Here is a 23587-nt window from a genome sequence, read left to right on the forward strand (position 1 = left end):
ATTGTGATTAAATCTCGTGCAGCCGTAGCCTTTGCCGCAGGTGAGCCATTACAAATTGTGGAACTGGATGTTGAACCACCAAAAGTGGGTGAAGTCCTGATTAAAATTACCCATACAGGTGTGTGCCACACCGATGCCTTTACCTTGTCTGGTGATGATCCAGAGGGTGTGTTCCCTGCAGTATTGGGGCATGAGGGCGCAGGCGTTGTGGTTCAGGTCGGTGAGGGTGTCACCAGTGTTGCAGTCGGTGACCATGTGATTCCTCTTTATACCGCAGAATGTAAGGAATGTTTGTTCTGTAAATCGGGTAAAACCAATCTTTGTGTTGCGGTTCGCGCGACTCAGGGCAAGGGTGTGATGCCTGATGGTACAACTCGTTTTTCTTATAATGGTCAGCCAATTTATCACTATATGGGCTGCTCAACCTTTAGTGAATATACGGTTGTTGCCGAAGTGTCTTTGGCGAAAATCAATCCAGAAGCCAACCATGAACAAGTCTGTTTGTTGGGTTGTGGCGTGACCACAGGTATTGGCGCGGTACATAACACGGCGAAAGTACAAGAGGGTGATAGTGTTGCAGTGTTTGGTTTAGGTGGCATTGGTCTTGCGGTGGTGCAAGGTGCTCGCCAAGCCAAAGCTGGACGGATTATTGTGATTGATACCAATCCTGATAAATTTGAGCTGGCAAAACAATTTGGTGCAACTGATTTTCTTAATCCTAAAGATTATGAGCAACCAATCCAGCAAGTGATTGTCGAAATGACAGGCTGGGGCGTTGATCATTCCTTTGAATGTATTGGCAATACCAATGTGATGCGTTCAGCCTTGGAATGTGCGCATCGTGGTTGGGGACAATCAGTGATTATTGGTGTTGCTGGTGCTGGTCAGGAAATTTCAACTCGTCCGTTCCAGTTGGTGACAGGACGTAAATGGATGGGTACTGCCTTCGGTGGGGTGAAAGGTCGTTCACAACTGCCAAAAATGGTTGAAGATGCCATGAAAGGCGAGATTCAGCTTGAACCATTTGTCACGCATACAATGCCGCTTGAAGACATTAACGAGGCTTTCGATTTAATGCATGAGGGCAAGTCGATTCGTACCGTGATTCATTTTTAATTGTTAAAATCTGGATTTGATGATGTGTTCTGCATCATCAAATCTTTGAGTATAAGTTGATGTCAAAACCACGTTTAAAACTACACGTCCGTATATTGTCTGAAGAACAGATTGCCTTTGGTCCTGGTAAAGCAGAATTACTTGAAGCAATACAACGTACAGGTTCAATTTCGCAGGCGGCTAAATCCATGAATATGAGTTACCGACGTGCCTGGCAACTGGTGGATACTATGAATCAATGTTTTCAGTCTGCTTTGGTGGAAACCCAGACAGGCGGAACACATGGTGGTGGAGCGGTGGTAACTGAATTTGGGCAAGTGATTCTCAAAAAATTTAGGGCAATGGAACAGCAGGCAGCCCAAGCACTTGAGCATGATTTTCAAGAATTATCCAGCTATCTAAAATCACCTCAATAATCTTATGCTGATTTATGGGGCATGGGCATTAAAATGAAGCCGTTTTGGCACCAAAGCTAAATCCACTCATCAAAAATCAATTAAATAAAATAATAAGCTATTCATTTATAATATAAAAATATATCTGGCACACTTTCTGCATTTATTTATCCAAACTTGTATACAAGATGGGATTCATAAAATGCATGAGATAAAAACTTTAGGCTGGACAATTTCTGAATGGCAAACGGCATATTTAAACAATGAGATTCAGCCCGATACTTTAAAGGATTTGGTTGCAGCAATTGATCCTCAAGATAATGCATGGATTTCGATTGCAACCGTAGATCAAGTTGAGCAACAAATTCATTCCCTAAATGAATTGGCGAAAGACGCTGAAAATTTACACAAGCAATTTCCATTGTATGGCATTCCATTTGCAGTCAAAGACAATATTGATGTGGCAGGATTTGCAACAACGGCGGCCTGTAAAGCTTTAACTACCATTGTCGAGCAAGATGCGGAGACTGTTCGCTTATTAAAACAAGCGGGTGCAATTGTGATTGGTAAAACCAACCTTGATCAATTTGCGACAGGTTTGGTTGGGACGCGTTCACCATTTGGAGCAGTGCCTAACACGTTTAAAGCTGAATATGTCAGTGGGGGGTCAAGTTCAGGTTCAGCCAGTGTCGTCGCTAGAGGCTTCGTTCCATTTGCACTCGGTACAGATACAGCAGGTTCGGGGCGCGTACCCGCAGCATTCAATAATATTGTGGGATTAAAACCAACCAAAGGACGTTTTTCCAATCGTGGCTTAGTACCTGCCTGTAAAAGTTTGGATTGTATTTCCATTTTTGCCTTGACTGTTGCCGATGCGGATTTGGTGGCAAATCTATTGGAAGCTTATGACCCTTTAGACAGCTATTCACGCAAGCATCCTAAAAATGTGCCTGCCCGTTTTTCTGGCAAACTCAAATTTGCTATTCCAGAACAGCCCAATTTCTTTGGTGATGAGCAAGCCGAAAAAGCTTTTCAGCAAACCGTTCAATTACTTGAATCGTTGAATGCTGAAATCACCAAGATTGATTTTTCAGATTTTGAGAAACTGGCTGCGCAACTGTATCAAGGTTCGTGGGTGGCAGAGCGTACCGCAGCGGTTGAAGATTTACTCAAAACCAATGCCGCAGATTTTGATCTAACCGTTTTAGAAATTATTAAAAGCGGCGAAAAATATTCTGCGGTGGATGCCTACAATGCTGAATATCTCAAACAGGATTTAGCCCGAAAAATACAACAAAAACTGGCTGAGTTTGATGCCTTGATTGTGCCAACCACGCCAACGATTTATACCATTGCGCAGGTTCAACAGCATCCAATTGAATATAACGCTCATTTTGGTACTTATACCAATTTCACCAATCTGGCTGATCTGAGTGCATTGGCATTGCCCGCAGGATTTAGAGCCGATCATTTACCCTTTGGCATTACCTTAATTGCGCCTGCTTGGCACGATGCTGCATTGGTGCATTTTGGCAAGGCATGGCAAAACTATCTGGCACTGAAATTGGGTGCGTTAGATAAAAGCTTACCTTTAAGTTCTGCAACGCCTGTTTCTGCACATCATATCCGTGTTGCAGTGGTCGGGGCGCATTTGACAGGTATGCCATTAAATTTCCAGCTTACCACCCGTGATGCGGTACATATCGAAACCACTAAAACCTCAAAAAATTATGCGCTATACGCCTTAAACGGCACGATTCCTCCAAAACCTGGACTAGCTCGTCAGCAAAATGGGGACAGCATCATTGTCGAACTTTGGGATGTGCCAACGGCTCGTTTTGGCGAGTTTGTCGCAGAAATTCCAACCCCTTTAGGTATGGGCAATGTCGAACTGGAAGATGGTCGTTGGGTCAAGGGCTTTATTTGCGAGCCTTATGGCATAGATGATGCAGAGAATATTAGTCATTTTGGTGGCTGGAGAGCCTACATTCAGCATCGCAACAGTCAAGCAGCCAACACAACGAATTAATTTGGGGAAATCATCATGTTTAAAACTGTACTTATTGCAAACCGTGGTGAAATTGCTGTTCGGGCGATTCGCACCTTAAAAAAATTAGGCATTACCAGTGTTGCTGTTTATTCCGATAGTGATCGCTATGCACAGCATGTTGCCGATGCAGACATTGCGATTGCTTTGGATGGCTTAAAACCTGCGGATACTTATTTAAGTATTGAAAAACTGATTCAGGCAGCCAAGCAAACAGGCGCAGAAGCGATTTTTCCGGGTTATGGTTTCCTGTCTGAAAGTGCGGATTTTTCCCGTGCCTGTGAAGAAAATAACATTGCTTTTATGGGTCCAACCGCAGAGCAAATTTTGGAATTTGGCTTAAAACACCGTGCCCGTGAATTGGCTGCTGCGGCAAATGTGCCGATGACTCCAGGGACAGGCTTACTCGATAGCGTAGAAGAAGCACTGACCGCTGCGGATCGGATTGGCTATCCAATCATGCTGAAAAGTACCGCAGGCGGTGGTGGTATTGGTCTAACTCGTTGCGATACACCACAGGCCTTGACCGATGCTTATGAAAGTGTCAAACGTTTGGGTGAGCAATTTTTTAAAGATGCAGGCGTATTTATTGAGTGCTTTATTGATAAGGCTCGCCATGTTGAAGTGCAAATTTTTGGTGATGGCAAAGGGCAAGTGGTGGCTTTTGGCGAGCGTGATTGTTCGCTACAACGTCGTAACCAAAAAGTGGTTGAGGAAACCCCTGCGGCAAATCTGCCAGAAGCGACGCGTAAAAAACTGCATCAAGCTGCGGTGGAGCTTGGTAAATCAGTCAATTATCGCAGTGCAGGCACAGTTGAATTTATTTACGATGCCCATCGGGATGAGTTTTATTTCCTTGAAGTGAATACCCGTTTACAGGTCGAACATCCTGTCACGGAAATGGTCACTGGCTTAGATCTCATTGAATGCATGCTAAAAGTTGCAGCAGGCGATGAATTAGATTGGAACTATCTCAGCAATATTCAGCCACAAGGTGCAGCCATTGAAGTACGGGTCTATGCCGAAGATCCTGTGAAGAACTTCCAGCCAAGTCCAGGTGTGTTGACTGAAGTCAGTTTTCCAGAGGGCACTCGTGTCGATACTTGGGTCAAAACAGGCACTGAAATTTCTCAATATTTTGACCCGATGATTGCCAAGATTATTGTGCATGCCGATGACCGCACGGCTGCAATTGAAAAACTCAAAACCGTATTGGCGGAAACCCGTTTAAATGGCATTAGCACTAATCTGGATTATGCACGTGCCATTGTGTCTGATCAGCGTTTTGATGATATGCAAATCTGGACACGGATGCTGGATGATTTCAACTATGTGCCAAATGTGATTGAAGTGGTGCAAGCGGGTACACTCAGTTCAATTCAGGATTATCCAGGCCGTACAGGCTATTGGGATATTGGTGTACCACCATCTGGACCAATGGATGATTATGCTTTTCAATTGGCAAATCGCATTGTCGGAAATGATGCGAAAGCCGCAGGTTTTGAATTTACCCTCGTTGGTCCAACTTTTAAATTCCATGCCGATGCGACTATTGCCTTAGCAGGTGCAAGTTGTACTACTTTGCTGGATGATCAGGAAATTGATTTTTGGCAGCCTATCAACGTTAAAGCAGGGCAAATCCTTAAAATCGGTCAGGTGGAATCAGGTTGCCGTACTTATTTAGCGGTACGCAATGGTGTGGATGTACCTGTGTATCTGGGCAGCCGTGCCACGTTTGCACTAGGGAATTTTGGCGGTCACGCAGGGCGTACCTTGCGTGTTGGTGACATGATTAAAATGGTCGATCCAAGCTGTGCCAATACGGAATTACCACTTGCAACGGATGCGCCACAAGCATTATCAACTGACTTAATTCCTGAATATGGTAATACATGGGATATTGCAGTGCTCTATGGTCCACACGGCGCACCTGATTTTTTTAAACCTGAATATGTAGAAGAATTTTTTGCCTCTGAATGGACGGTACATTTTAACTCCAACCGTTTAGGCGTACGTTTATCAGGTCCAACACCAAGTTGGGCACGGGAAAATGGCGGTGAAGCAGGCTTGCATCCATCCAATGTACATGACTGTGAATATGCGATTGGTGCAATCAACTTTACAGGTGATTTCCCTGTGATTTTGGCAAAAGATGGTCCAAGTTTAGGCGGTTTCGTTTGTCCTGTGACCATTGCCAAAGCAGAACTCTGGAAAGTTGGTCAGTTGAAAGCCGACGATAAAATCCGTTTTTATCCAATCAGTGTTGAACAAGCTAATGAATTGGAACGTCAGCAAATTGACAATATTCAAAACTTTGCTGAAGCAGCTCAAATCATTGAAACAATTGAACCGATGCAAGCAGTTGTAAGTACGATTCTGGCACAACGTGAACCAACCGAATTGTCACCAAAAACCGTGTATCGTCAGGCAGGTGATAGTTATATTCTGCTCGAATATGGTGAAAACGTTTTAGATTTGGCATTACGTTTGCGGGTGCATCAACTGATTCAAATGATTCGTGCAGCAAAAATTGCAGGCGTGTTGGAACTTTCTCCGGGAGTTCGTTCACTGCAAATTAAATATGATGGTTTGCTGATTCCACAGTCACAACTGATTGCCCGATTGCTGCAACTTGAACAGGAAATGGGCGATTTAAGTCAGTTAAAAATTCCATCTCGTATCGTGCATTTACCAATGGCATTTGAAGACAGTGCCACGTTGGGCGCAGTACAACGCTATCAGGAAAGTGTTTGCGCCAAAGCACCGTGGCTACCAAATAACGTTGATTTTATCCAACGGATTAATGGCTTGGCGCATCGTGATGAAGTGAAAGATATTATTTTCGATGCCAATTATTTGATTTTGGGTTTGGGCGATGTGTATTTAACTGCCCCATGTGCCGTGCCAATTGATCCACGCCATCGTTTACTCAGTTCTAAATACAACCCTGCACGTACTTTCACCGCAGAGGGAACAGTTGGCATTGGCGGCATGTATATGTGTATTTATGGTATGGATTCCCCAGGTGGTTATCAACTGATTGGTCGTACCTTGCCGATCTGGAACAAGTTTAAGAAAAATAAACAGTTCGGTGATAAACAGTGGTTCTTACAATTCTTTGATCAAATCAAATATTTTGAAGTGTCTGAACAAGAGTTGAATCAATGGCGTGCTGATTTTGAGAATGGATGTGCGCAAATCCAGATTGAGGAAACTGAATTTGATTATGCCGACTATGTGAAATTTCTGGAGGATGAAGCAGACGATATTGCCGAGTTTAAAGCCAAACAGCAACAGGCATTTAGCTCAGAAGTTGGTCGCTGGAAAGAGGAATTTGCGGCGCAACCAGAAGAGCAAATTGAGCAAAGCAACAACACAGATTACAGCCATCTGTCTTCATTGAATGCCTCAATGACAGGCAATATCTGGAAAATTTTTGTAGAGCATGGTCAGGAAGTTAAAAAAGGTGAAACTGTTGCTATTATTGAAGCGATGAAAATGGAATTGCCTGTCTATGCAGAAGAGGATGGCATTGTCAAAGCTATTATCTGTCGGGCGGGACAAACCGTGCATAGCGGTGAACCACTGGTCTATATGGAATAGGGTGGCATGAAAGAAACAAAAATAACAACAAAAGGCTCAGACAATTTGTCTGAGCTGGTTTACCAGCGCATCAAGAATGATATTTTTGATTTCAAGTTGATGCCAGGTGAACGTTTTACCGAGTCCGAAGTGGCAAAGGCTTATGATGTCAGTCGTACCCCAATCCGACAGGCACTCTATCGTTTGCAACAAGAGGGCTATGTGGATGTCAGTTTTCGCAGCGGTTGGCAGATTCGACCGCTTAATTTTCGCTACTACGAAGAACTGTACGATATCCGCATCGTGTTGGAAAAAGATTCAATCCGAAAACTTTGCCAAATTGATCATCAAAATTCAGTTGAATTATCGGTTTTAAAAGATTTATGGATGATTGAACCAAATCAATATTTAAAAGATATTAAACAATTATCACAGCAGGATGAAGATTTTCACTGTGCTTTGGTCAGGGCTGCGGGTAATAATGAAATGGCACGAATTCATCGAGATTTAAGCGAAAGAATTCGTATTATTCGCCGTCTGGATTTTTCCAAGCAATATCGGGTAGAGGCAACCTATCAGGAACATCAAAAAATATTGGGTTTTATTTTTGAGCGTCAGGTTGATCAGGCTTTAATTGCGATAGAAAGCCATATCATGCAAAGCCGTGATGAAGTGAAAAAAATCACCCTGCAAATGCTGGATTCTAGTCAGTTTTACTAAGGGAATATATTCCTCATCTTTTATAAAAAGAGGTAAACATACGAAAATTCAACCCCCTATAGAATTCGTGAATTCCCTCTCCTTTTTAGGAGAGAGGCAGGGAGAGGTAAAGATAGAGATTTTATTTACTATTGACCAAAATGATAACGCAAACCCATTAAATAGGTACGCGGTGCAGCAGGAGTATAACCTACCTGATTGTTGCTAAAAGAGGTACTTTCAGCATAATGTACATCTGCCGCATTAAGAATTTGTCCATAGACTTCATAAGTATTGCGATGATAATTGGCGCGCAAGTTGAGAACAGTATGTCCATTATACTTTTCAGTATTGGCATCATTGATCCAGTAAGAACCCACATACACACCCTCAACTGAAAGTAACAGTTCAGGAATGGGCTTGATCTGGTATTCAACTGTACCAAATGTTTTTGGGGCACTTGGCATGGCATTGCCACTATAGTCGAGAATAGTGGATGGCTCAAATTCTCTATATTCATGTTTTGCCAAACTGCCAGACAGTTTTAAACGCTGGTCATAAACCTGATTGATTTTCCATGTCCCACCAATTTCAATGCCTTGGTGTCGTGTTTTTCCTGCATTACGTGGCTCGCGGGTATTGTCAACTTTGGTATAACTGATCAGCTCATCTTTGCCTTGTAAACGATACAGGGTAATTTCACCATCAAGACGATCATCTAATAATTTAAAACGTAAACCAGCATCGACATTGTTAAATGTTGCTTCTTTTAGATTAGGCGTAACCAAATTTGCACCATATAAACTACTGACTTCGGGTGGAACAAAACCCTGAGACCAATTACTATAAATATCCATTTCTGGTGTGATGTTCCAGACGAAACCCAGTTGTGGACTGGCTTTATGGAAACTACGTTTCTCGTCAGGTGCACCTGTCACTTTTGATGGTGTTAATTGGTTGTCATAGTCATAAGCAATCCAGTCATAGCGCGCACCACCGACCAGATTTAGATTCGGTAGAGCCAGCCAATTCGCCTGTGTGTAAATCGCCTGATTATTGACATCAACATTGAAGTCACGCAGCAATTGACGTTGCTGATAACCTGTATAAACCAGCGTTTCTGGGTCACGGAATACTTCAATATCATTGGTTTTGGCTTGATTTGGAGAATGATCCGCCATTGCACCCACGGTCAGTTTAACCTGATCCAGATTGGCTGAATGTTGTACATTTAAACCATAAGATTGAAAGGCGTTGTAGGTGGTTTGTCCGCTATAGGTTCCAGTTGGTTTACCATTTTTCACATCGGTACGGATGTTATAACTTGGATTTTGCTCGGTGGTATTATCGCGATAATACACCATCATCTGACTTTGTTGCTGATCATTCCAATGATGACTTAATTGAGATGAAAGCCGCGTTGCGTTAACTTCACGGTAGGTAAATGTTTGATAGCTATAACCTGGCCGTCTGTTGTAGTCATCTAAATTTAAGCTGCCTGTCATATCCGCTTTTAAGTGGTTATAGCTGACAATATTCTTGACTTGGGTTGCATCGGAAATATGCCAGTCATGTCGTAACGTGACACTTTGCTTGTTACTTTCCGCATGGTCCTGCCAGCTATCACCACGATCAGTTGCATAAGCAGACAGTCTTAATCCCTGTTCACCTAACTCTGTATCAAAGGTATTGGATGCGCCAAGATCTACGCGGCGGTATCCCTCTGAACTTGCGCTGAGACCCAAATCTGCCGTTGGATTTAAACTCGGTGCTTTGGTCAAAAAGTTGATCGTTCCCCCAATCGCATTACTGCCATATAGACTACTTGCTGGGCCACGCAGGATTTCAATATTATCAATGCCTGCCAAATTCACTTCATAAAGTGCGTTGTGGTTAAACACGCCAACAGGACGAATCGAAATCCCATCTTCCAGATATTGATAAACCGCCGCCGTGGTCATCGGCTGGCGAATGGACATCATGTGCTGTTCATTACCCAGATCATTCATTAAAACGCCAGGCGTTTGATTGACGAGTTGACCAATAAAGGTGGCGTGCTTATCGTCAATGGTCTGATTGCTTATTTTACTGATGGCAGCGGGGGTATTGTTGATGGATTCACCATCACGGCTGGCGGTGACCACAATTGTGGCGAGGGTTTTGGTCTCATCCTTAGATGAAGTATCTGCCCATGTCCCCGCACTATAGCTCACCGAAAGACATGCCGCCGTTAATACTGACAAACGAAATTGAGTATTCATATTCAACTCTATAAAAAGCAATAAACAAGGCTGTACCGCAGTGCTTCACTGGATACGTTGTATAAAAAATTGCGGTTTATAGGGCAAGTGGTGGGGCCTGCTTGATGGGAAAAATATAAAAGAGGCGTGGAATGTGCAGATCTTCTGTCCACACATGGCATAGGCATCGTATACGACTAAACCAGCCCAGTACAAATAGCAAAACCAGTGCAATCAGGGGCACAATCACAGCCGCATCCAGTCCATGCGTACATAAAGGACAATGCTTCATGATTTGACTGGCAAGGGCAAAAACCTCCTTAGCATATTTGCTGAGCGGATGATGTTCAGCCACGTGTAAATGCTGCTGATGCATTTCATTCATAGTGTGCTGATGATGACCAGAATGTGACTCTGAACCCATCAAGCTATTCTGAATTTCCGTGACCTGACAATGACTTGGCATTGCATAAAGTGCGGGTACGACCCCTGTATGTACCATCGTGGGTAACAAGATATGCCAGAGTAAACAAAGCAAAGTGATCGCACCGAGAGAGGCACGCCACTTGAGCAAGTGTTGACGAAAACTGGACTTCATATCAGCGATATAGGTCGTAGGGGAAATGTGGCAGCAGTATAGTTAAAAAAATATGACAGTACAAAACATATTGGATACGTTTTACTGAAAGCATATCTCAGTTATATATGCCTTATTTGTATATTGATTTTTGAATGAATGACTTTGATTGCAATGCTAAACACTCAATTGCAAACTGCCTTTGATAGGAATATGATAAATCTGTTCAGATAAGGAAATGGCATTCTTCCTTTTACAAACTGCCCCATGATTGACAGTCATTGGTGGCTGATGATGCCTACGTTACCCTAAGTTTATAGCAATAAATAGGGTGCGTAGGTTTACGCATTCTATTTTTGGAGATGCGTATGAAAGGTTATCTACTCAAGTTTTATCTTGAAGAAAATGAGAATTATAAAGGAAAACCCCTTTATGAATGGTTACTTGAAGTAGCCAAAACAATAGGATTAAAAGGCGCAACCGTAAACAACGGTATCCAGAGTTTTGACCGTCAAGGCAAACCTCACTCAGCCCATTTTTTTGAACTGGCTGATCGTCCAGTACAAATTGAATTTATCGTGGATATTGAGCAGGAACAGTCTTTGTTCGCAACACTTTCCCAAGAAAACATTTCAATCTTTTATAGCAAAACATCAATTGAATTTGGCAGTGTAGGCAACAAGGGGAACAACAATGACTAATATGGCTGCTGGCTTGAATATTCCTGATGATTTTTATAGCCTGATTGAAATCCCAGAAAACAATGCACCCGTAAAATATGAAATGAATAAAGAATACAATGCTTTATTCGTTGACCGTTTTCTAAGTACGGCAATGTCGTATCCTGCGAACTATGGCTATATTCCACAAACCTTGAGTGAAGATGGCGATCCGCTGGATGTGTTGGTACTTGCGCCTTATCCTGTGGTGGCAGGTTCAGTGATTCGTAGCCGCCCAGTTGGTGTAATGTATATGGAAGATGAGCATGGTATGGACGCAAAAATTATTGCCGTTCCACACAGTAAAACCTCACCCTTATATGACCATATCAAGGATATTGATGATATTCATCCGCTGATTCTAGCCCGAATCCAGCACTTTTTTGAACATTATAAGGATTTGGAACAGGGTAAATGGGTTAAGTTTATAGGCTGGGAGAATGCCCAGAAAGCAAGGGATGAGATTATAAAATCGGTACAGGCTTATCCAGCACATGAAGAATAATGGATAAAGAAAGGCCCATAAAAATTATGGGCTTTTCTTTTGACTTAAGCAGTCTTAGCGATTTGCCAAGGCCTCTTTTAATGCCGCATCCATTTCCAGCAGGGCTTTTTCAGTGGTATCCCAGTCGATACAGCCATCTGTCACAGATTGACCATATACAAGGTCACACAGGTTTTCAGGAATATCCTGACGACCACCTTTTAAATGACTTTCCACCATGATTCCCACGATTGACTTATTGCCATCCAGAATTTGCTCCGTGATGTTCTTTAAAACCAAAGGTTGCAGGTACGGGTCTTTGTTTGAGTTGGCATGACTGGTGTCAATCATAATCTTGTTGCTGACTTTTGCTTTTGCCAAAGCAGCCTCAGCTTCGGCAACGGAAGTTGCATCATAGTTCGGTTTGCCATTACCGCCACGTAATACCACATGGGCATAAGGGTTGCCTTTGGTATTGATAATCGCAACCTGGCCATTTTCATTTAGGCCCAGGAAGCTATGACCATGCTTAACCGACTGCATTGCGTTGGTTGCAACAGTCAAGCCGCCGTCTGTACCGTTCTTAAAGCCAACTGGAGAAGACAAACCTGAAGACATTTCACGATGCGTCTGGCTTTCAGTGGTACGTGCGCCAATCGCAGACCATGAAATCAGGTCCTGATAATATTGTGGTGAGTTCGGGTCAAGCGCCTCAGTAGCACATGGTAGCCCTTTTTCATTAATATCAAGCAACAGTTGACGGCCAATATGCAAACCCTTTTCAATATTGAATGAATCATTCATGTCAGGGTCATTGATCAGGCCTTTCCAGCCCACAGTAGTACGTGGTTTCTCAAAATAAACACGCATCACCAGATATAAAGTATCTTTGACCTTTTCACTCAGTTCTTTTAAACGGTCAGCATATTCATGCGCTGCTTTTGGGTCATGGATGGAGCAAGGGCCAATTACCACGAACAGACGTTTGTCTTTACCATCTAAAATATTACGTACAGTTTCACGACCTTGCAGTACCGTTTGAGAGGCGATGTCAGACAAAGGCAGGTCGGTTTTGAGTTCCGCTGGAGTAATTAAGGTTTGAATGCTTTTAATATTAACGTCATTGATATCTGGCTGGGAAACTGGATTTGGCTGTAGAGTATTCATTGCTGTCACAAATTCAATCGAAAGAAGAGGTTATTTTGTCTACGAATATAGCATGAAAAGCCGATTGATTAACTAGCGAATCGCATGATTTGTGCAGAATCAATCGGCAATTGGGTTTTAAACAGGGCTTGTTGCTGAACTAGGCTGCTGGATCACCACCGCCTGATGGGTTTCAACTGGTTTTGGCTTGGCTTTCACAGGGTTGATAATAAAGTTCACCCCCAGGGCAAACAAGGTAATACCCAGAATTCTACGAATTAGTCTTTCAGGCATATGCGAGCTGATTAAAGTACCGATAATAATGGCTGGAATAGAACCGACAAGTAACCACATCAACAGGGTGAAATCGACATTTCCAGAAGACATATGGCTTAAACCAGCAACTGCGGTCAGCAATACGGCATGAACCACGTCTGAACCAATAATACGAATCATGGGTAAGTTCGGGAACATAATCACCAAGGCCATGATACCGAAAGCACCCGCGCCTACAGAGGATAGGGTCACAAAAATACCTAACACCACGCCCATAATCAGGATGTAATGACGTTTATGTTGTAGCGCGTGCTGCTCGCTTTCCATATTGGCCTGTTCACGGTTACGGAAACGATCAAACAGTTTCTCAATTTGGGCACGGAAGACAATTGAAATCCCTGTTAAGGTCAACATAAAACCCAAAACCATGGTTAATACAGCTTTATAGTGTGTTGACTGGCTTAAGTAATGCTCCAGCATCCAGGAGGTTGCAAAAGAAGCGGGAATACTTCCCAATGCAAGCCACAGCACGATTGGCCATACAATATTCAGCTTTTTGGCGTGAACAACTGAACCACAGAATTTTGAGATTGAGGCATAAAGTAAATCTGTACCAATTGCGATATGGGGTTCAATTTTAAATAAACTGATAAGGATAGGGGTCATCAATGAACCTCCACCAACACCTGTAATTCCCACACAGAAGCCAACTAAAACACCAGCTAAAATGAACTCAATAGGACCAAACATCAACAATATGCCTAATTATGCTAAAACTCGCATATCTTATGCTTTTTTTAGATAACTCGTTGTGATGAATAGTGATTTACTTATGCAAAAAAAAGCTAAAGAATTTTAAAAATGCTTTAGCTTTATTTGAACATTCCAATATTTTTATTGGGTTTCTTGCTTAAAATAGACGGTTGTTGATGATGTTTCCAAATGAACCAGCTATGATTTTTTCTGCGGTTGTTTGGTGACATCATTCACCCATAAAACCAGTAAAAAAGTGATAGGGGTGGCGAAAATCCACCAACTGATAAATCCAATTGAACTGCCATATTTGAAGCACAGCAAACTACCAGCAAGCAGGAAGCATAAAAATGCAGCAAGTCTGAGCTGTGTTCTAAAACGATTTAAAAACTGTTGTTGTGTTGGCTTGGCTTTGGTGATTTGTTTGGCGCTGCATTTATATAAAATGAGCATGCCCATAAGTATGAGTAAAAGGCTAAAAATGATCATACTTTCACCTCATTTTTTGCCAGCTTGGCTTTAATTTTGTGCACGGACTTTGTCTGAATCGGCTGGATATTTCTAAAGATAAACACTGCAAATATCGCGCAAACAATCAGGAATAAATCGACTCTCAAGAATACCCAATAATTTTTCATATCTGAGATCAGTTGATGATTGATCAAATAAATCAGGTCATATAAAGGTATGGCAAGTGCAAGTAATCCAAACACAACAATTTGGGATTTCCATAAATATTGTTTTTTAGTGAATAGTGCAATGATAAAGCTTAAGCCCCAAACCGTGAAAAATGTATAAATTTCATAGTTTGGCGTAGCTTCGGTAATATGCACCAATCGGTTTGCCAACAGATAACTTAACATTGCGATTGGCAATCCAATCAATGCGGCAACATTTAAACGGTCAACCAGATAATATCCAACATGGAACTGATCCGATTTATTCTGGATTTGACGTTTTAAGCTCCATAGCAGCAAACCTGAGGCAATCATTAAACAGCCCAAAATACCCGAACAGAAAAAAGCAAATCGAAGTGCAGGCTGTGCAAAGGTTGCCATATGCAAGCCATACACGCCTGAATGGAGGGTGGCGACGGCGCTATTGTTTCTGGTATTGCCTAGAATTTTACCCGTTCCATCAAAGCTAATCTCTGCCTGATTTAAGGTAATGGAACGGTCTTCAAGCTGCTTAAATGTAATGATGGCCTGATCAGTATTCGGGTTTTTCACCTCGATTGAAGCTAAAGCCTGATCTCCCCATTGTTGCTTCACTTGCTGCAACAATGTGTCGATAGGCAGCATATTCGCTTTACTTGGTGGTGTAGTGTTATTTGGTGTTTGACTCACCGTCCTGATTTCAGTGAAGAACTGAAAAGAATTGTCTGGATATAACTTCTTCATTCCCCATGGTAGGTATAGGTAGAAGAAAATCGCCAAACCTGTAAAAGTAATGGTCAGGAAAAACGGTAATGCCAGCACAGAGGAAACATTATGAAAATCCAGCCATGAGCGCTGTGATTTAAAGGTTCTGAGGGTAAAGAAATCAGTGATAATTTTTTTATGGGTGATAATGCCTGAAACCAATGCAATCAGCATGATAAAGGCAGCAAAGCAGACAATCAGTCGCCCCACCAGATAGGGAATACCATAAAGCTGATAATGAAAGCTGTAGAAAAAATCTCCACCCTGAGTGGCTGATAACTTGAGTTCCTGTCCTGTATTTGCATCCAGTGTACGACTTTCATAACCATCATCCGCTTTTTCCCAATACATTTGATTGACAGGTTCTTCATGGTTGGCAATGTTCAGATACCACGACTTTGCATTGGCAGCATGTTTTTCTAAATATTCTGTTGCTGTATGGATCGCAGTTTCCTGATTGACTTGGTACTGAGCAAGCTGTGGTTGCATCCATAGATTAATGTGGTGTCGGTAGTAGGCACTGGTTCCTGTCAGGAAAATGGCAAACAACAACCATCCAAAAATTAAGCCTGTCCAGGCATGTAACCATGCCATTGATTGACGAACGCCTTTATTTTGCATTTTTAATTTAAACCTACAGATAAGCCAAATAATGCGCCTGCTAAAATCAGACTAACCAATGTGAGTTTCACCAATGAATGTGAACAAAAACTGATAATGATAAAAACTAGGTAAAACAGGATGGAAATAAATGCCGCAAGGTAAATGCTTTCCGCTTTATCCATAAAGTGGGTAAATAAAGTGCCTAGACATAGGCTTAAATACACCATACAGACATAACCCAATATGAACGTGAAAGCAAAACGATAAAAAATACTGAGTCGATAGACAAAAGTTGGGGTGGTGGATTTAGCCATAAATAGTCATAAAAACACTAAGAAGAGAAGAAATAAAAGATGAAAATGATTATTGTTAATAATATTATTTAAGTAAAGTTCAAGCAATTGTTCCTTTATCGCAAATCCAGATGGTATTAGGATTATTTAATGCTATCTTAGATGAGAAGCAATTTTTACTGCACATCAACAAATTACATGATTTTTTATGATTCGGTGTAAAATCATTTTGTTAGAATACTTTTAAATACTGGCAAGGGGCGTAGGTCTTGTTAAAGCAAAAACTAAAAATTGGCATTGTTGTGGGTGAAGTCTCTGGAGACACTCTAGGGGTAAAGCTTATGCGTAGTTTTCGCGAACAAGGAATTGACGCTGAATTTGAAGGGATCGGTGGTCCACAAATGATTGCCGAGGGTTTCCATAGTTATTACCCAATGGAAATTCTATCCGTCATGGGGATTGTTGAAGTATTAAAGGACCTGAAAAAATTATTTGCAGTCCGCGATGGTCTGGTTGAGCGCTGGACTGAACATCCAGTCGATATTTTTATTGGCATTGATGCACCTGATTTTAATTTACGTTTATCCAAAACCATCAAGGAAAACAATCTACCCATTAAAACCGTTCAGTATGTCAGCCCATCTGTCTGGGCATGGCGGCAAGGGAGGGTACATGGTATTAAACGCAGTATTGACTTGGTATTGTGTTTATTTCCTTTTGAAAAAACCTTTTATCAAAACTATGATGTTCCTGCGGCATTTGTCGGGCATCCATTGGCAAAGCAATTGCCCTTAAAAAACCCAATTACCGAAGCAAAGCATCAGCTTGGACTGTCTGCCCATAAAACCCATATTGCCTTGCTCCCAGGTAGCCGTCGGGGTGAAATCGAGCGTTTACTGCCTTTATTAATCAGTACAGCCGAAATTTTGCATAAGAAATATCCTGATCTTGAGTTTTTAATCCCTGCAATTAATGACGCACGTAAGCAGCAGATTGAGCAAGGGATTCAGAATCTGGATACCGATCTAAAGGTAAAAATCCATATTCTGGAAGATACTGATGCAGAATCCAAAATTGGTCGTATGGTGATGAATGCCAGCGACATTGTGGCACTTGCCTCTGGTACGGCGACGCTTGAGGCCATGTTGTTGCATCGTCCAATGGTGACGTTCTATAAACTGAACTGGCTGACTTATATTATTGCCAAGTTCCTGGTCAAAATTCCTTATTATTCATTGCCGAATATTATCGCAGGCAAAAAAGTGATTGAGGAACTGATTCAGGCAGATGCCACACCACAGCATTTGGCAGCAGAAATTGAACGATTGATGAATCACGAAACGGCGCATATTCAAATGATGCAACACCTGAGTATGCATAAACAGTTAATCTCAGGAAATACGGAAGACCCAGTACAGGCAATTTTGAGTTGCTTAAAAACAGAAGAAGTATAAAAAGGTGGCTTAAATGCCACCTTTTTATTTACGCACGTAGGATTAATTCATAACCCGTATATTTACGGATATTGATCACCCCAATATCAAGTAATAAATACTGACCTTTAATTCCCTGCAAGACACCACGAATTGTGGGTGTTTTGTCCAGATTCAACGATTTAATCTTTTCTGGATATTGCTCAACTGGATAAATAAATTCCCTAGGCAATTCATTTTCCAAAAATTCCAGATTTTCATTAAACTCAAGATTTTGGCTAAATTCATCACGAATTGTTTGAATTTTAGGGGCAAACTCCTCAAGAATCTGGTCGCGCTGTTCAATTAGGTTTAAAGGTTCAGCTTCACCTTTAAGCAATTTACGCCAGTCAGTCTTATCGGCAATCTGTGTGCCAAACAAGGTTTCCAAATGTCCAGACAAACGGCGTGAGCCCACTTTCAGGATAGGAAGTGCCTGCGTTGCGCCTTGGTCCAGCCAACGGGTGGGCATATTCACAATACGGGTAATCCCGATTTTTAAGGCGCTTGAATTGGCTAAATAAACGATATGTGGCTGGAAACACACACTATGTGCAAATTCATCCTCACGGCATGTACCCAGATGGTAATGGCAGGTTTCGGGTTTCATAATGCACAAATCACATTCCGCCTTGGTTTTAAAACATTTAAAACAATGACCCTGTGAATATGACTTTGGGGTTTTGGCACCGCATGAGGTACAGAAAATATTACCTGTCCATTCAATCTCCAACTCTTGCCCTAAAACAAAGGGTAGGTCGATTTCTGAACGATCCAATATAAATTTATATTCAACATTTGCCTTGTGGATTGCCTGATCGGGTACACTATGCGTCTTGAGCGCTGCGTGCATTTTATGGCAAATGCCTTGTAGTTCCATCATCCTCTCTCTTTTCAACTTAGGTGGCTTATGGCTGGACAAAATGTCATCACTTCGATGCTAGACGATTTATCTAAGGAACAGCCCATTGCGACCGCACTGTGTATTGGTCAGAACATTGACCATCATGCTTCAATTCAATGGCAGTATTTTAACGTAACTGACTTTTTAAGTCTGCCATTTACACAGCGTTATGATTTAGGTTTTGTATTATTTGATACTGAAGAGATGCAGGACATCAATGAAACACAAAAGGCGCAGTTATTGGTGAAGCTGCGTGACCTCATGGCAAAACGAATTGTTGTGGTCAGTAAACTAGATGATGAAAAGCTGTTGCGGTCGCTGGGTTTTACCCAGCTCATTGACAAGACCACACATGATAGTAATTTTGCTTTATGGCAGTTTAATATTTTGACCTATAAGCATGTACCAGACTGGTTTAACTCCAAGTTCTGGGCCAATCCTGAAAACTGGAATAAATTCCGCTGGTAAATCTCAGCAATGTTTTAATTTCTGTGGAACTTCAACCATTCAACAGGCAAGATTGAATAGAGATTTATCGCAAGCTCTTGCAAAATTTAACAATTCAATTTTGTTTTGTGTATTCAAAGCAGCGTATTCTTTTTGGATAAATAATTCCAAAAGGAACATATAAGTCATGACAGATTTAACCAACATTGTTGAAATTTTAGCAAAACAGGCTTTAGGCGGTCAGCAGCAATCAGGTCAGGGTGGTGGTTTAGGCGGAATTTTAGGTTCGGTATTGGGACAGCTTGGTGGACAACAGCAACAAAATACCCAAAACCAGCAACAAGGTGGTCTAGGTGGAATTCTTGGTTCTGTGCTAGGTCAATTAGGCGGTGGTGGCAATACTTCAACACAAAGTAATGCGGCAGGTGGCAACACAGCACAAACCTTGTTAATCGCCGTTTTGCCTTTAATTCTTGCATGGATTCAAAAACAGGGCGGTTTGCAGGGTGCACTGGATAAACTGAAAAATGCAGGTTTGGCAAACCAGGTGCAAAGCTGGGTCGATCCACAACAGCAAAATGCACAGGATATTCCAGCGCAAAATATTCAAAGCCTATTTGATGACCAAGACGTGGAGCAGGTTGCCCAGCAAACTCAAACACCTAAATCAGCCATTTATGGTGCAATTGCTTCAGTCTTGCCCCAAGTGATTGATTCCTTAACACCACAAGGTGGAAATACCAATCCACAGGAAGCCAACAATGATATTCAACAAGTTTTAAACTTGGTCAGTGGTTTCTTAAAGAAATAAAATGGATAAAACAAAAGGGCATATCGCCCTTTTGTTTTTTATTTAGAACTGAACTTCAAATTAGAAGTTATATTCCATGCCTAAACCGATTGTGGTTTTTTTGTCGTTATCTTTCTGCCAATCGATTTTTTGCTGTCCTACTACACCATAAAAACGCGCTTGCTTATTGATTTGGTAATCCGCACCTACACCATACAAATCGTTTTTACGGTCTTCTTTACCATCAACTTCAGTTTTAGCAGAGATATATTCTGCTTTTAACTTAATTGGTGTTGATGGAATTGCATAAGCACCCGTTACACCAAAAGCATTTTCTTTTAAGCCTTTAAAACCAGTCACAGTATCATCTGTTGGTTGAGCAGTTTGCCATAACCCACCAAGTACCAAACCATCAAGGCCTGCTGGTTTTAAGTCTAGTGAACCAGTTACACGAATTGCGTCAGTATAAACACCAGATAAGCTATAAGCGTTATACTTTGATGCAACTGCAAAGTTACCCGCAACTGCTGCCGCTAAACCAAAATCTTTATTTTCATAAGTGATCGAGGTCGAGATACCATCACCAAAACCATTGCGGCTACCTTTTTGACCAACTGCAGCATTGGTTAAAGGTATAGTGACATCTTTACCAGTCACAGGATCTTTGGTTGTTGCATTTTCATTTTGTTCGCCTTGCTGGAACATAATGTTAAATGCTAATCCACCCAGTAATTTTTTATCAGTTTCAAAACCAATGACGTTGCTTAAACGATCTTCACCAGCAAGAACCTTGGTCATATCCAGTTCAGTGTGATCGTTAAAGATATCCTGGTTGTTGCCCGCAGCAGTTTTTAAGTAAGAATCAAACTGACCGATTTTTAAAGTGGCAATCCCATCAGATTTGATACCAACAAAGCGGTTACGCATACCCCAGTCAGCATCAGAACCAGCGCCATCAGTTGAAACACCCCATTCTGCTAAATAAACTGCTGAAAGGCTATCAGTAAGTTTCTCTTCACCCTTTACACCAATACGCGAAGCGTTAGAATTTACTTTAGTTACGCTTTCGTCTTTAAAGCCATTTTTATCAATTTGATCCAAAGTCACATTGAGCTTACCATACAATGTTGGTGCTGCTTGCGCTGCATTCATGGCTAAAGTTGCTACAGTAGCAGCAAGAAGCAATTTTTTCATTGAGATTTCTCCAAAACACTTTTTTGTAAATGGCAGTTGCCTTAGTTACTGTTATAAGCTTGCTTATGTACAAAAAGTTACACAGCTCACTGACTTGTATGCAGTATCGGCAAACTGTGTGACAGAGAAGTGAAAGAAAAATGACAATTTGATGACGGTTTATATTTAGTAATAATTCTATTTCTCATTTATTATTAAATAGTTATAAAATAAAAAACGGAGTAACAACTCCGTTTACGAAAAAATTATCAGTTACAGGGCAGCCTTAATCTTTTCAGCCATCGCCTTAATCTTTTCCTGATCACCCATTTGAGCCGCGTGTCGGCCTAGATGATGAATTGAGCTTGGAATCAAATGGAAATGCACATGCGGCACAGTTTGACCAGCAGCTTCGCCAGAAAGTTGCATGAGTACAATACCTTTAACATCCAGTGCTGACTCAATCGCACGGGCAATCTTTTGAACGATCTGGATGGTGTAGGCGGCTGCATCGGCAGGGAGGTCTAACAATGTCACTGCGGGAGTCTTTGGAATCACTAAAGCGTGACCATCTGCCTGGGGCATGATATCCATAAAGGCAAGAACCTGATCATCTTCATAAATTTTAATCGCAGGCAATTCGCCACGAAGAATTCGGGCAAAAATATTTTGGTCATCGTAAGCCATGATGAGTCCCTTAATATGGATATGAATAATTCAAGTTTCCTCTCCTAAAAAATAAAAAGGAGAGGACAAAATCTAATAATCAGTTTCTATTTACAGTCCAGCTCTTTTTGACGAGCTTTAATCTCATCTAGACGTTGTTGCTCTTTGTCAGAAAACTTTGGCTTGGTGGTATGGCAGTTTTCATTGCCGTACTTGGCTTTGGCATCTGCATCCTTGAAACAGAAACCCTTAGACGCATAAATGAGGTTATAGTCATCCTGCAACTTTTTACATTCTTGTTCTGGTGCTGCGGCTTGAACACTAAACCCTGTAAGGGTTATTAATCCAGCAAAAACCGCAACTGTAAACTTCTTCATGAGGTGATCCTCTAATTTAAAAGGTATAAACCAAAAGTCTTGTAGAATAAAAGATTCTGCATGCTTTTGGTCGCAACGTTAGTACTAATATAAGGCGTATTAATGAAAATTCAATAGTGTATTGGAATATCTAATAAGCTTTTTTAAACTTGATCTTATGCAAGACAGGTAATATTTATACCTTAACTGTAATCAAAATGTAAGCTAATCAATTAATATTCAAGGCTTATCATGATGGTGGGCTTTTCTTGCCAAGAATCTAAAGATGCTGAAATATATTAAAAACAACTTTCCTATTTTTATCCTTATCGCCATTGTCGTTGGTGGGTTGGGGTATCCCTTTTACTCAGGTAAATGGATTATGGCGTACAGGCTAGGGGAGATTGATAGCAAGTGTTATGGGGTAAATGTACCAAGCACCATTGAACATGGCAAGGTACTTCTATTTTGTTCGTGTATTCATACGGTGGGAATCGAAAATAAAGAAGAAAAATATAATTACTGTACCAATAGAATGAGTAAGTGATTCAACCTAAAGTTTCTTGAAAGGTAGACTTTTTAATTGCCCAAAATATATTAGAATGCGGGAATGAAAAGAACCCGCTTAAAACCTGAATTTCCCATTTCAAACTGGACTACAGACCAAGACTGTTTTCTGATTGAAAATAGTTCCCTGACTAGTGCCGAGTTGATTTTGCATCTGCCTTTCTCTGAAGAAGAAATCAATGTGCGAAAATCGGTATTGGGACTTTATAGGCGTGAAAGGCAAATGAGAAACAAATGAATGACAGCGCTCTCACGAAGCGTTACACATCCTTGTGATATATATTTCTCCAATAATTAAGGAGATAAGTATGTTAGTCAAAATTGATTCTGAAAATTATTTGAATACGCATCACATTGTGGCGGTTTCTACTTTTACTTCACCAGATGGCAATGTGAAGATAACGATTGATACGGTTACCACAGCAAGCGGTCATGGTTCATACGTGGTAAACAAGGGTAATGAGGAAGAAGCGTCTAGGCTGGTCAATTTATTAATAGAATCATTCAAATAATTACATAAATGATGAATGTTCACTGTTGAATGTATCTGCCAATTATTTAAGCATGAAATGACATAACTTAAATAAGGGATAGAACGACATGATTGATGAGAATAAGCCTTTAAATTTTGAAGATGATGATGAACCGCTAGACTTTGAAGATGAGGAATTCATTGATGATAAGAAAGAGGATAAGTTATATAATAGCATTACCAAAGACGGTTCTAGTGTTGACCCAGCGGATGATGGTGAACGACACATTCGCCCAGAAGATGGTGATCCAATAGAGATTGAGGAATAAATAAGGCCCGCTTTATTAAGCGGGCTTTTTTAATAAGTCAAAATAATTAAGAAGTTAATT

At 41.2% G+C, this 23587-nt stretch carries 25 protein-coding genes and 1 riboswitch; of the genes, 14 read left to right on the forward strand and 11 right to left on the reverse strand.

Translation table 11 applies throughout. The features are described 5' to 3' along the window. Positions 1 to 6 precede the first annotated feature (6 nt). The 5 genes from QTA56_RS02445 (at position 7) to QTA56_RS02465 (ending at position 7860) form a co-directional block, all read left to right on the forward strand. Positions 7 to 1116: an S-(hydroxymethyl)glutathione dehydrogenase/class III alcohol dehydrogenase gene (locus tag QTA56_RS02445; RefSeq protein ID WP_267980023.1), complete on the forward strand. Its 1110-nt coding sequence runs from the start codon at positions 7 to 9 to the stop codon at positions 1114 to 1116. A gap of 59 nt (positions 1117 to 1175) precedes the next feature. Further along, on the forward strand, positions 1176 to 1532 hold the full coding sequence (locus tag QTA56_RS02450; protein ID WP_267979375.1) for a winged helix-turn-helix domain-containing protein: 357 nt from the start codon (positions 1176 to 1178) through the stop codon (positions 1530 to 1532). Between the two features lie 181 nt (positions 1533 to 1713). Continuing rightward, the gene (gene atzF / locus QTA56_RS02455; RefSeq protein WP_267979376.1) at positions 1714 to 3540 is read left to right on the forward strand and encodes an allophanate hydrolase; all 1827 of its coding nucleotides are present in this window, start codon (positions 1714 to 1716) and stop codon (positions 3538 to 3540) included. 15 nt (positions 3541 to 3555) lie between these two features. Then, positions 3556 to 7161, forward strand: a complete 3606-nt coding sequence (gene uca / locus QTA56_RS02460) for an urea carboxylase (protein ID WP_267979377.1) — start codon at positions 3556 to 3558, stop codon at positions 7159 to 7161. A gap of 6 nt (positions 7162 to 7167) precedes the next feature. Further along, the gene (locus tag QTA56_RS02465; protein WP_267979378.1) at positions 7168 to 7860 is read left to right on the forward strand and encodes a GntR family transcriptional regulator; all 693 of its coding nucleotides are present in this window, start codon (positions 7168 to 7170) and stop codon (positions 7858 to 7860) included. Between the two features lie 128 nt (positions 7861 to 7988). Here QTA56_RS02465 and QTA56_RS02470 read toward each other — a convergent pair whose 3' ends face one another. Continuing rightward, positions 7989 to 10100: a TonB-dependent receptor gene (locus QTA56_RS02470; protein ID WP_267979379.1), complete on the reverse strand. Its 2112-nt coding sequence runs from the start codon at positions 10098 to 10100 to the stop codon at positions 7989 to 7991. Positions 10101 to 10176: 76 nt separating this feature from the next. Next, positions 10177 to 10677, reverse strand: a complete 501-nt coding sequence (locus tag QTA56_RS02475; RefSeq protein WP_267979380.1) for a hypothetical protein — start codon at positions 10675 to 10677, stop codon at positions 10177 to 10179. A 204-nt stretch (positions 10678 to 10881) separates the two neighbouring features. Beyond that, positions 10882 to 10964, forward strand: a riboswitch (Fluoride riboswitch). Between the two features lie 60 nt (positions 10965 to 11024). Here QTA56_RS02475 and QTA56_RS02480 point away from each other — a divergent pair. Together QTA56_RS02480 and ppa are read left to right on the forward strand one after the other, a co-directional pair. Then, entirely contained in the window at positions 11025 to 11357 is a 333-nt protein-coding gene (locus QTA56_RS02480; RefSeq protein WP_267979381.1) for a DUF190 domain-containing protein, read from the forward strand. After that, on the forward strand, positions 11350 to 11880 hold the full coding sequence (gene ppa / locus QTA56_RS02485) for an inorganic diphosphatase (RefSeq protein ID WP_267979382.1): 531 nt from the start codon (positions 11350 to 11352) through the stop codon (positions 11878 to 11880). Before QTA56_RS02480 ends, ppa begins: the two co-directional genes overlap by 8 nt. Before the next feature lie 54 nt (positions 11881 to 11934). Here the strand turns inward: ppa and QTA56_RS02490 are convergent, their stop codons facing one another. From QTA56_RS02490 to QTA56_RS02510, 5 genes are all read right to left on the reverse strand, one after another. Further along, positions 11935 to 13026: a 3-deoxy-7-phosphoheptulonate synthase gene (locus QTA56_RS02490; RefSeq protein ID WP_267979383.1), complete on the reverse strand. Its 1092-nt coding sequence runs from the start codon at positions 13024 to 13026 to the stop codon at positions 11935 to 11937. Between the two features lie 117 nt (positions 13027 to 13143). Then, positions 13144 to 14031: a sulfite exporter TauE/SafE family protein gene (locus QTA56_RS02495; protein ID WP_267979384.1), complete on the reverse strand. Its 888-nt coding sequence runs from the start codon at positions 14029 to 14031 to the stop codon at positions 13144 to 13146. A gap of 201 nt (positions 14032 to 14232) precedes the next feature. Next, complete coding sequence (locus QTA56_RS02500) at positions 14233 to 14523, reverse strand: DUF1634 domain-containing protein (protein WP_267979385.1); 291 nt, start codon at positions 14521 to 14523, stop codon at positions 14233 to 14235. Further along, positions 14520 to 16076 carry a PepSY-associated TM helix domain-containing protein gene (locus QTA56_RS02505; protein ID WP_267979386.1) on the reverse strand — a complete coding sequence of 519 codons (1557 nt, stop codon included), beginning with the start codon at positions 16074 to 16076 and terminating at the stop codon, positions 14520 to 14522. Before QTA56_RS02505 ends, QTA56_RS02500 begins: the two co-directional genes overlap by 4 nt. 2 nt (positions 16077 to 16078) lie before the next feature. After that, complete coding sequence (locus tag QTA56_RS02510; RefSeq protein ID WP_267979387.1) at positions 16079 to 16372, reverse strand: hypothetical protein; 294 nt, start codon at positions 16370 to 16372, stop codon at positions 16079 to 16081. A gap of 248 nt (positions 16373 to 16620) precedes the next feature. Between QTA56_RS02510 and lpxB the strand changes: the two genes are divergently transcribed. Next, positions 16621 to 17805 carry a lipid-A-disaccharide synthase gene (lpxB, locus tag QTA56_RS02515; protein WP_267979388.1) on the forward strand — a complete coding sequence of 395 codons (1185 nt, stop codon included), beginning with the start codon at positions 16621 to 16623 and terminating at the stop codon, positions 17803 to 17805. Positions 17806 to 17833: 28 nt separating this feature from the next. On the opposite strand, the gene QTA56_RS02520 is transcribed toward lpxB, so the two are convergent. After that, entirely contained in the window at positions 17834 to 18703 is an 870-nt protein-coding gene (locus tag QTA56_RS02520) for a DUF2797 domain-containing protein (protein WP_267980024.1), read from the reverse strand. A gap of 30 nt (positions 18704 to 18733) precedes the next feature. Between QTA56_RS02520 and QTA56_RS02525 the strand changes: the two genes are divergently transcribed. Both QTA56_RS02525 and QTA56_RS02530 read left to right on the forward strand, forming a co-directional pair. Further along, the gene (locus QTA56_RS02525) at positions 18734 to 19195 is read left to right on the forward strand and encodes a DUF6231 family protein (protein ID WP_267979389.1); all 462 of its coding nucleotides are present in this window, start codon (positions 18734 to 18736) and stop codon (positions 19193 to 19195) included. A 166-nt stretch (positions 19196 to 19361) separates the two neighbouring features. Then, complete coding sequence (locus tag QTA56_RS02530; RefSeq protein WP_267979390.1) at positions 19362 to 19985, forward strand: YidB family protein; 624 nt, start codon at positions 19362 to 19364, stop codon at positions 19983 to 19985. A 60-nt stretch (positions 19986 to 20045) separates the two neighbouring features. Here QTA56_RS02530 and QTA56_RS02535 read toward each other — a convergent pair whose 3' ends face one another. The 3 genes from QTA56_RS02535 to QTA56_RS02545 form a co-directional block, all read right to left on the reverse strand. Further along, complete coding sequence (locus QTA56_RS02535) at positions 20046 to 21158, reverse strand: porin (RefSeq protein WP_267979391.1); 1113 nt, start codon at positions 21156 to 21158, stop codon at positions 20046 to 20048. A gap of 252 nt (positions 21159 to 21410) precedes the next feature. Continuing rightward, positions 21411 to 21824 (reverse strand): HIT family protein, encoded by a 414-nt coding sequence (locus QTA56_RS02540; protein WP_267979392.1) that lies wholly within the window; start codon positions 21822 to 21824, stop codon positions 21411 to 21413. A gap of 86 nt (positions 21825 to 21910) precedes the next feature. Then, the gene (locus tag QTA56_RS02545; RefSeq protein ID WP_267979393.1) at positions 21911 to 22180 is read right to left on the reverse strand and encodes a YARHG domain-containing protein; all 270 of its coding nucleotides are present in this window, start codon (positions 22178 to 22180) and stop codon (positions 21911 to 21913) included. A 265-nt stretch (positions 22181 to 22445) separates the two neighbouring features. Here QTA56_RS02545 and QTA56_RS02550 point away from each other — a divergent pair, with 265 nt between their 5' ends. The 4 genes from QTA56_RS02550 to QTA56_RS02565 all read left to right on the forward strand — a co-directional run bounded on the left by QTA56_RS02550 (position 22446) and on the right by QTA56_RS02565 (position 23527). Beyond that, positions 22446 to 22706, forward strand: a complete 261-nt coding sequence (locus tag QTA56_RS02550; protein ID WP_267979394.1) for a hypothetical protein — start codon at positions 22446 to 22448, stop codon at positions 22704 to 22706. 63 nt (positions 22707 to 22769) lie between these two features. Further along, complete coding sequence (locus tag QTA56_RS02555) at positions 22770 to 22964, forward strand: hypothetical protein (RefSeq protein WP_267979395.1); 195 nt, start codon at positions 22770 to 22772, stop codon at positions 22962 to 22964. A gap of 70 nt (positions 22965 to 23034) precedes the next feature. Continuing rightward, positions 23035 to 23238, forward strand: coding sequence for a hypothetical protein (locus QTA56_RS02560; protein WP_267979396.1), 204 nt, complete (start codon positions 23035 to 23037; stop codon positions 23236 to 23238). An 88-nt stretch (positions 23239 to 23326) separates the two neighbouring features. Then, on the forward strand, positions 23327 to 23527 hold the full coding sequence (locus QTA56_RS02565; protein WP_267979397.1) for a hypothetical protein: 201 nt from the start codon (positions 23327 to 23329) through the stop codon (positions 23525 to 23527). The last annotated feature ends 60 nt before the right edge of the window (positions 23528 to 23587 follow it).

This window comes from Acinetobacter thutiue, from assembly GCF_030385805.1.
GTDB lineage: Bacteria > Pseudomonadota > Gammaproteobacteria > Pseudomonadales > Moraxellaceae > Acinetobacter > Acinetobacter corruptisaponis.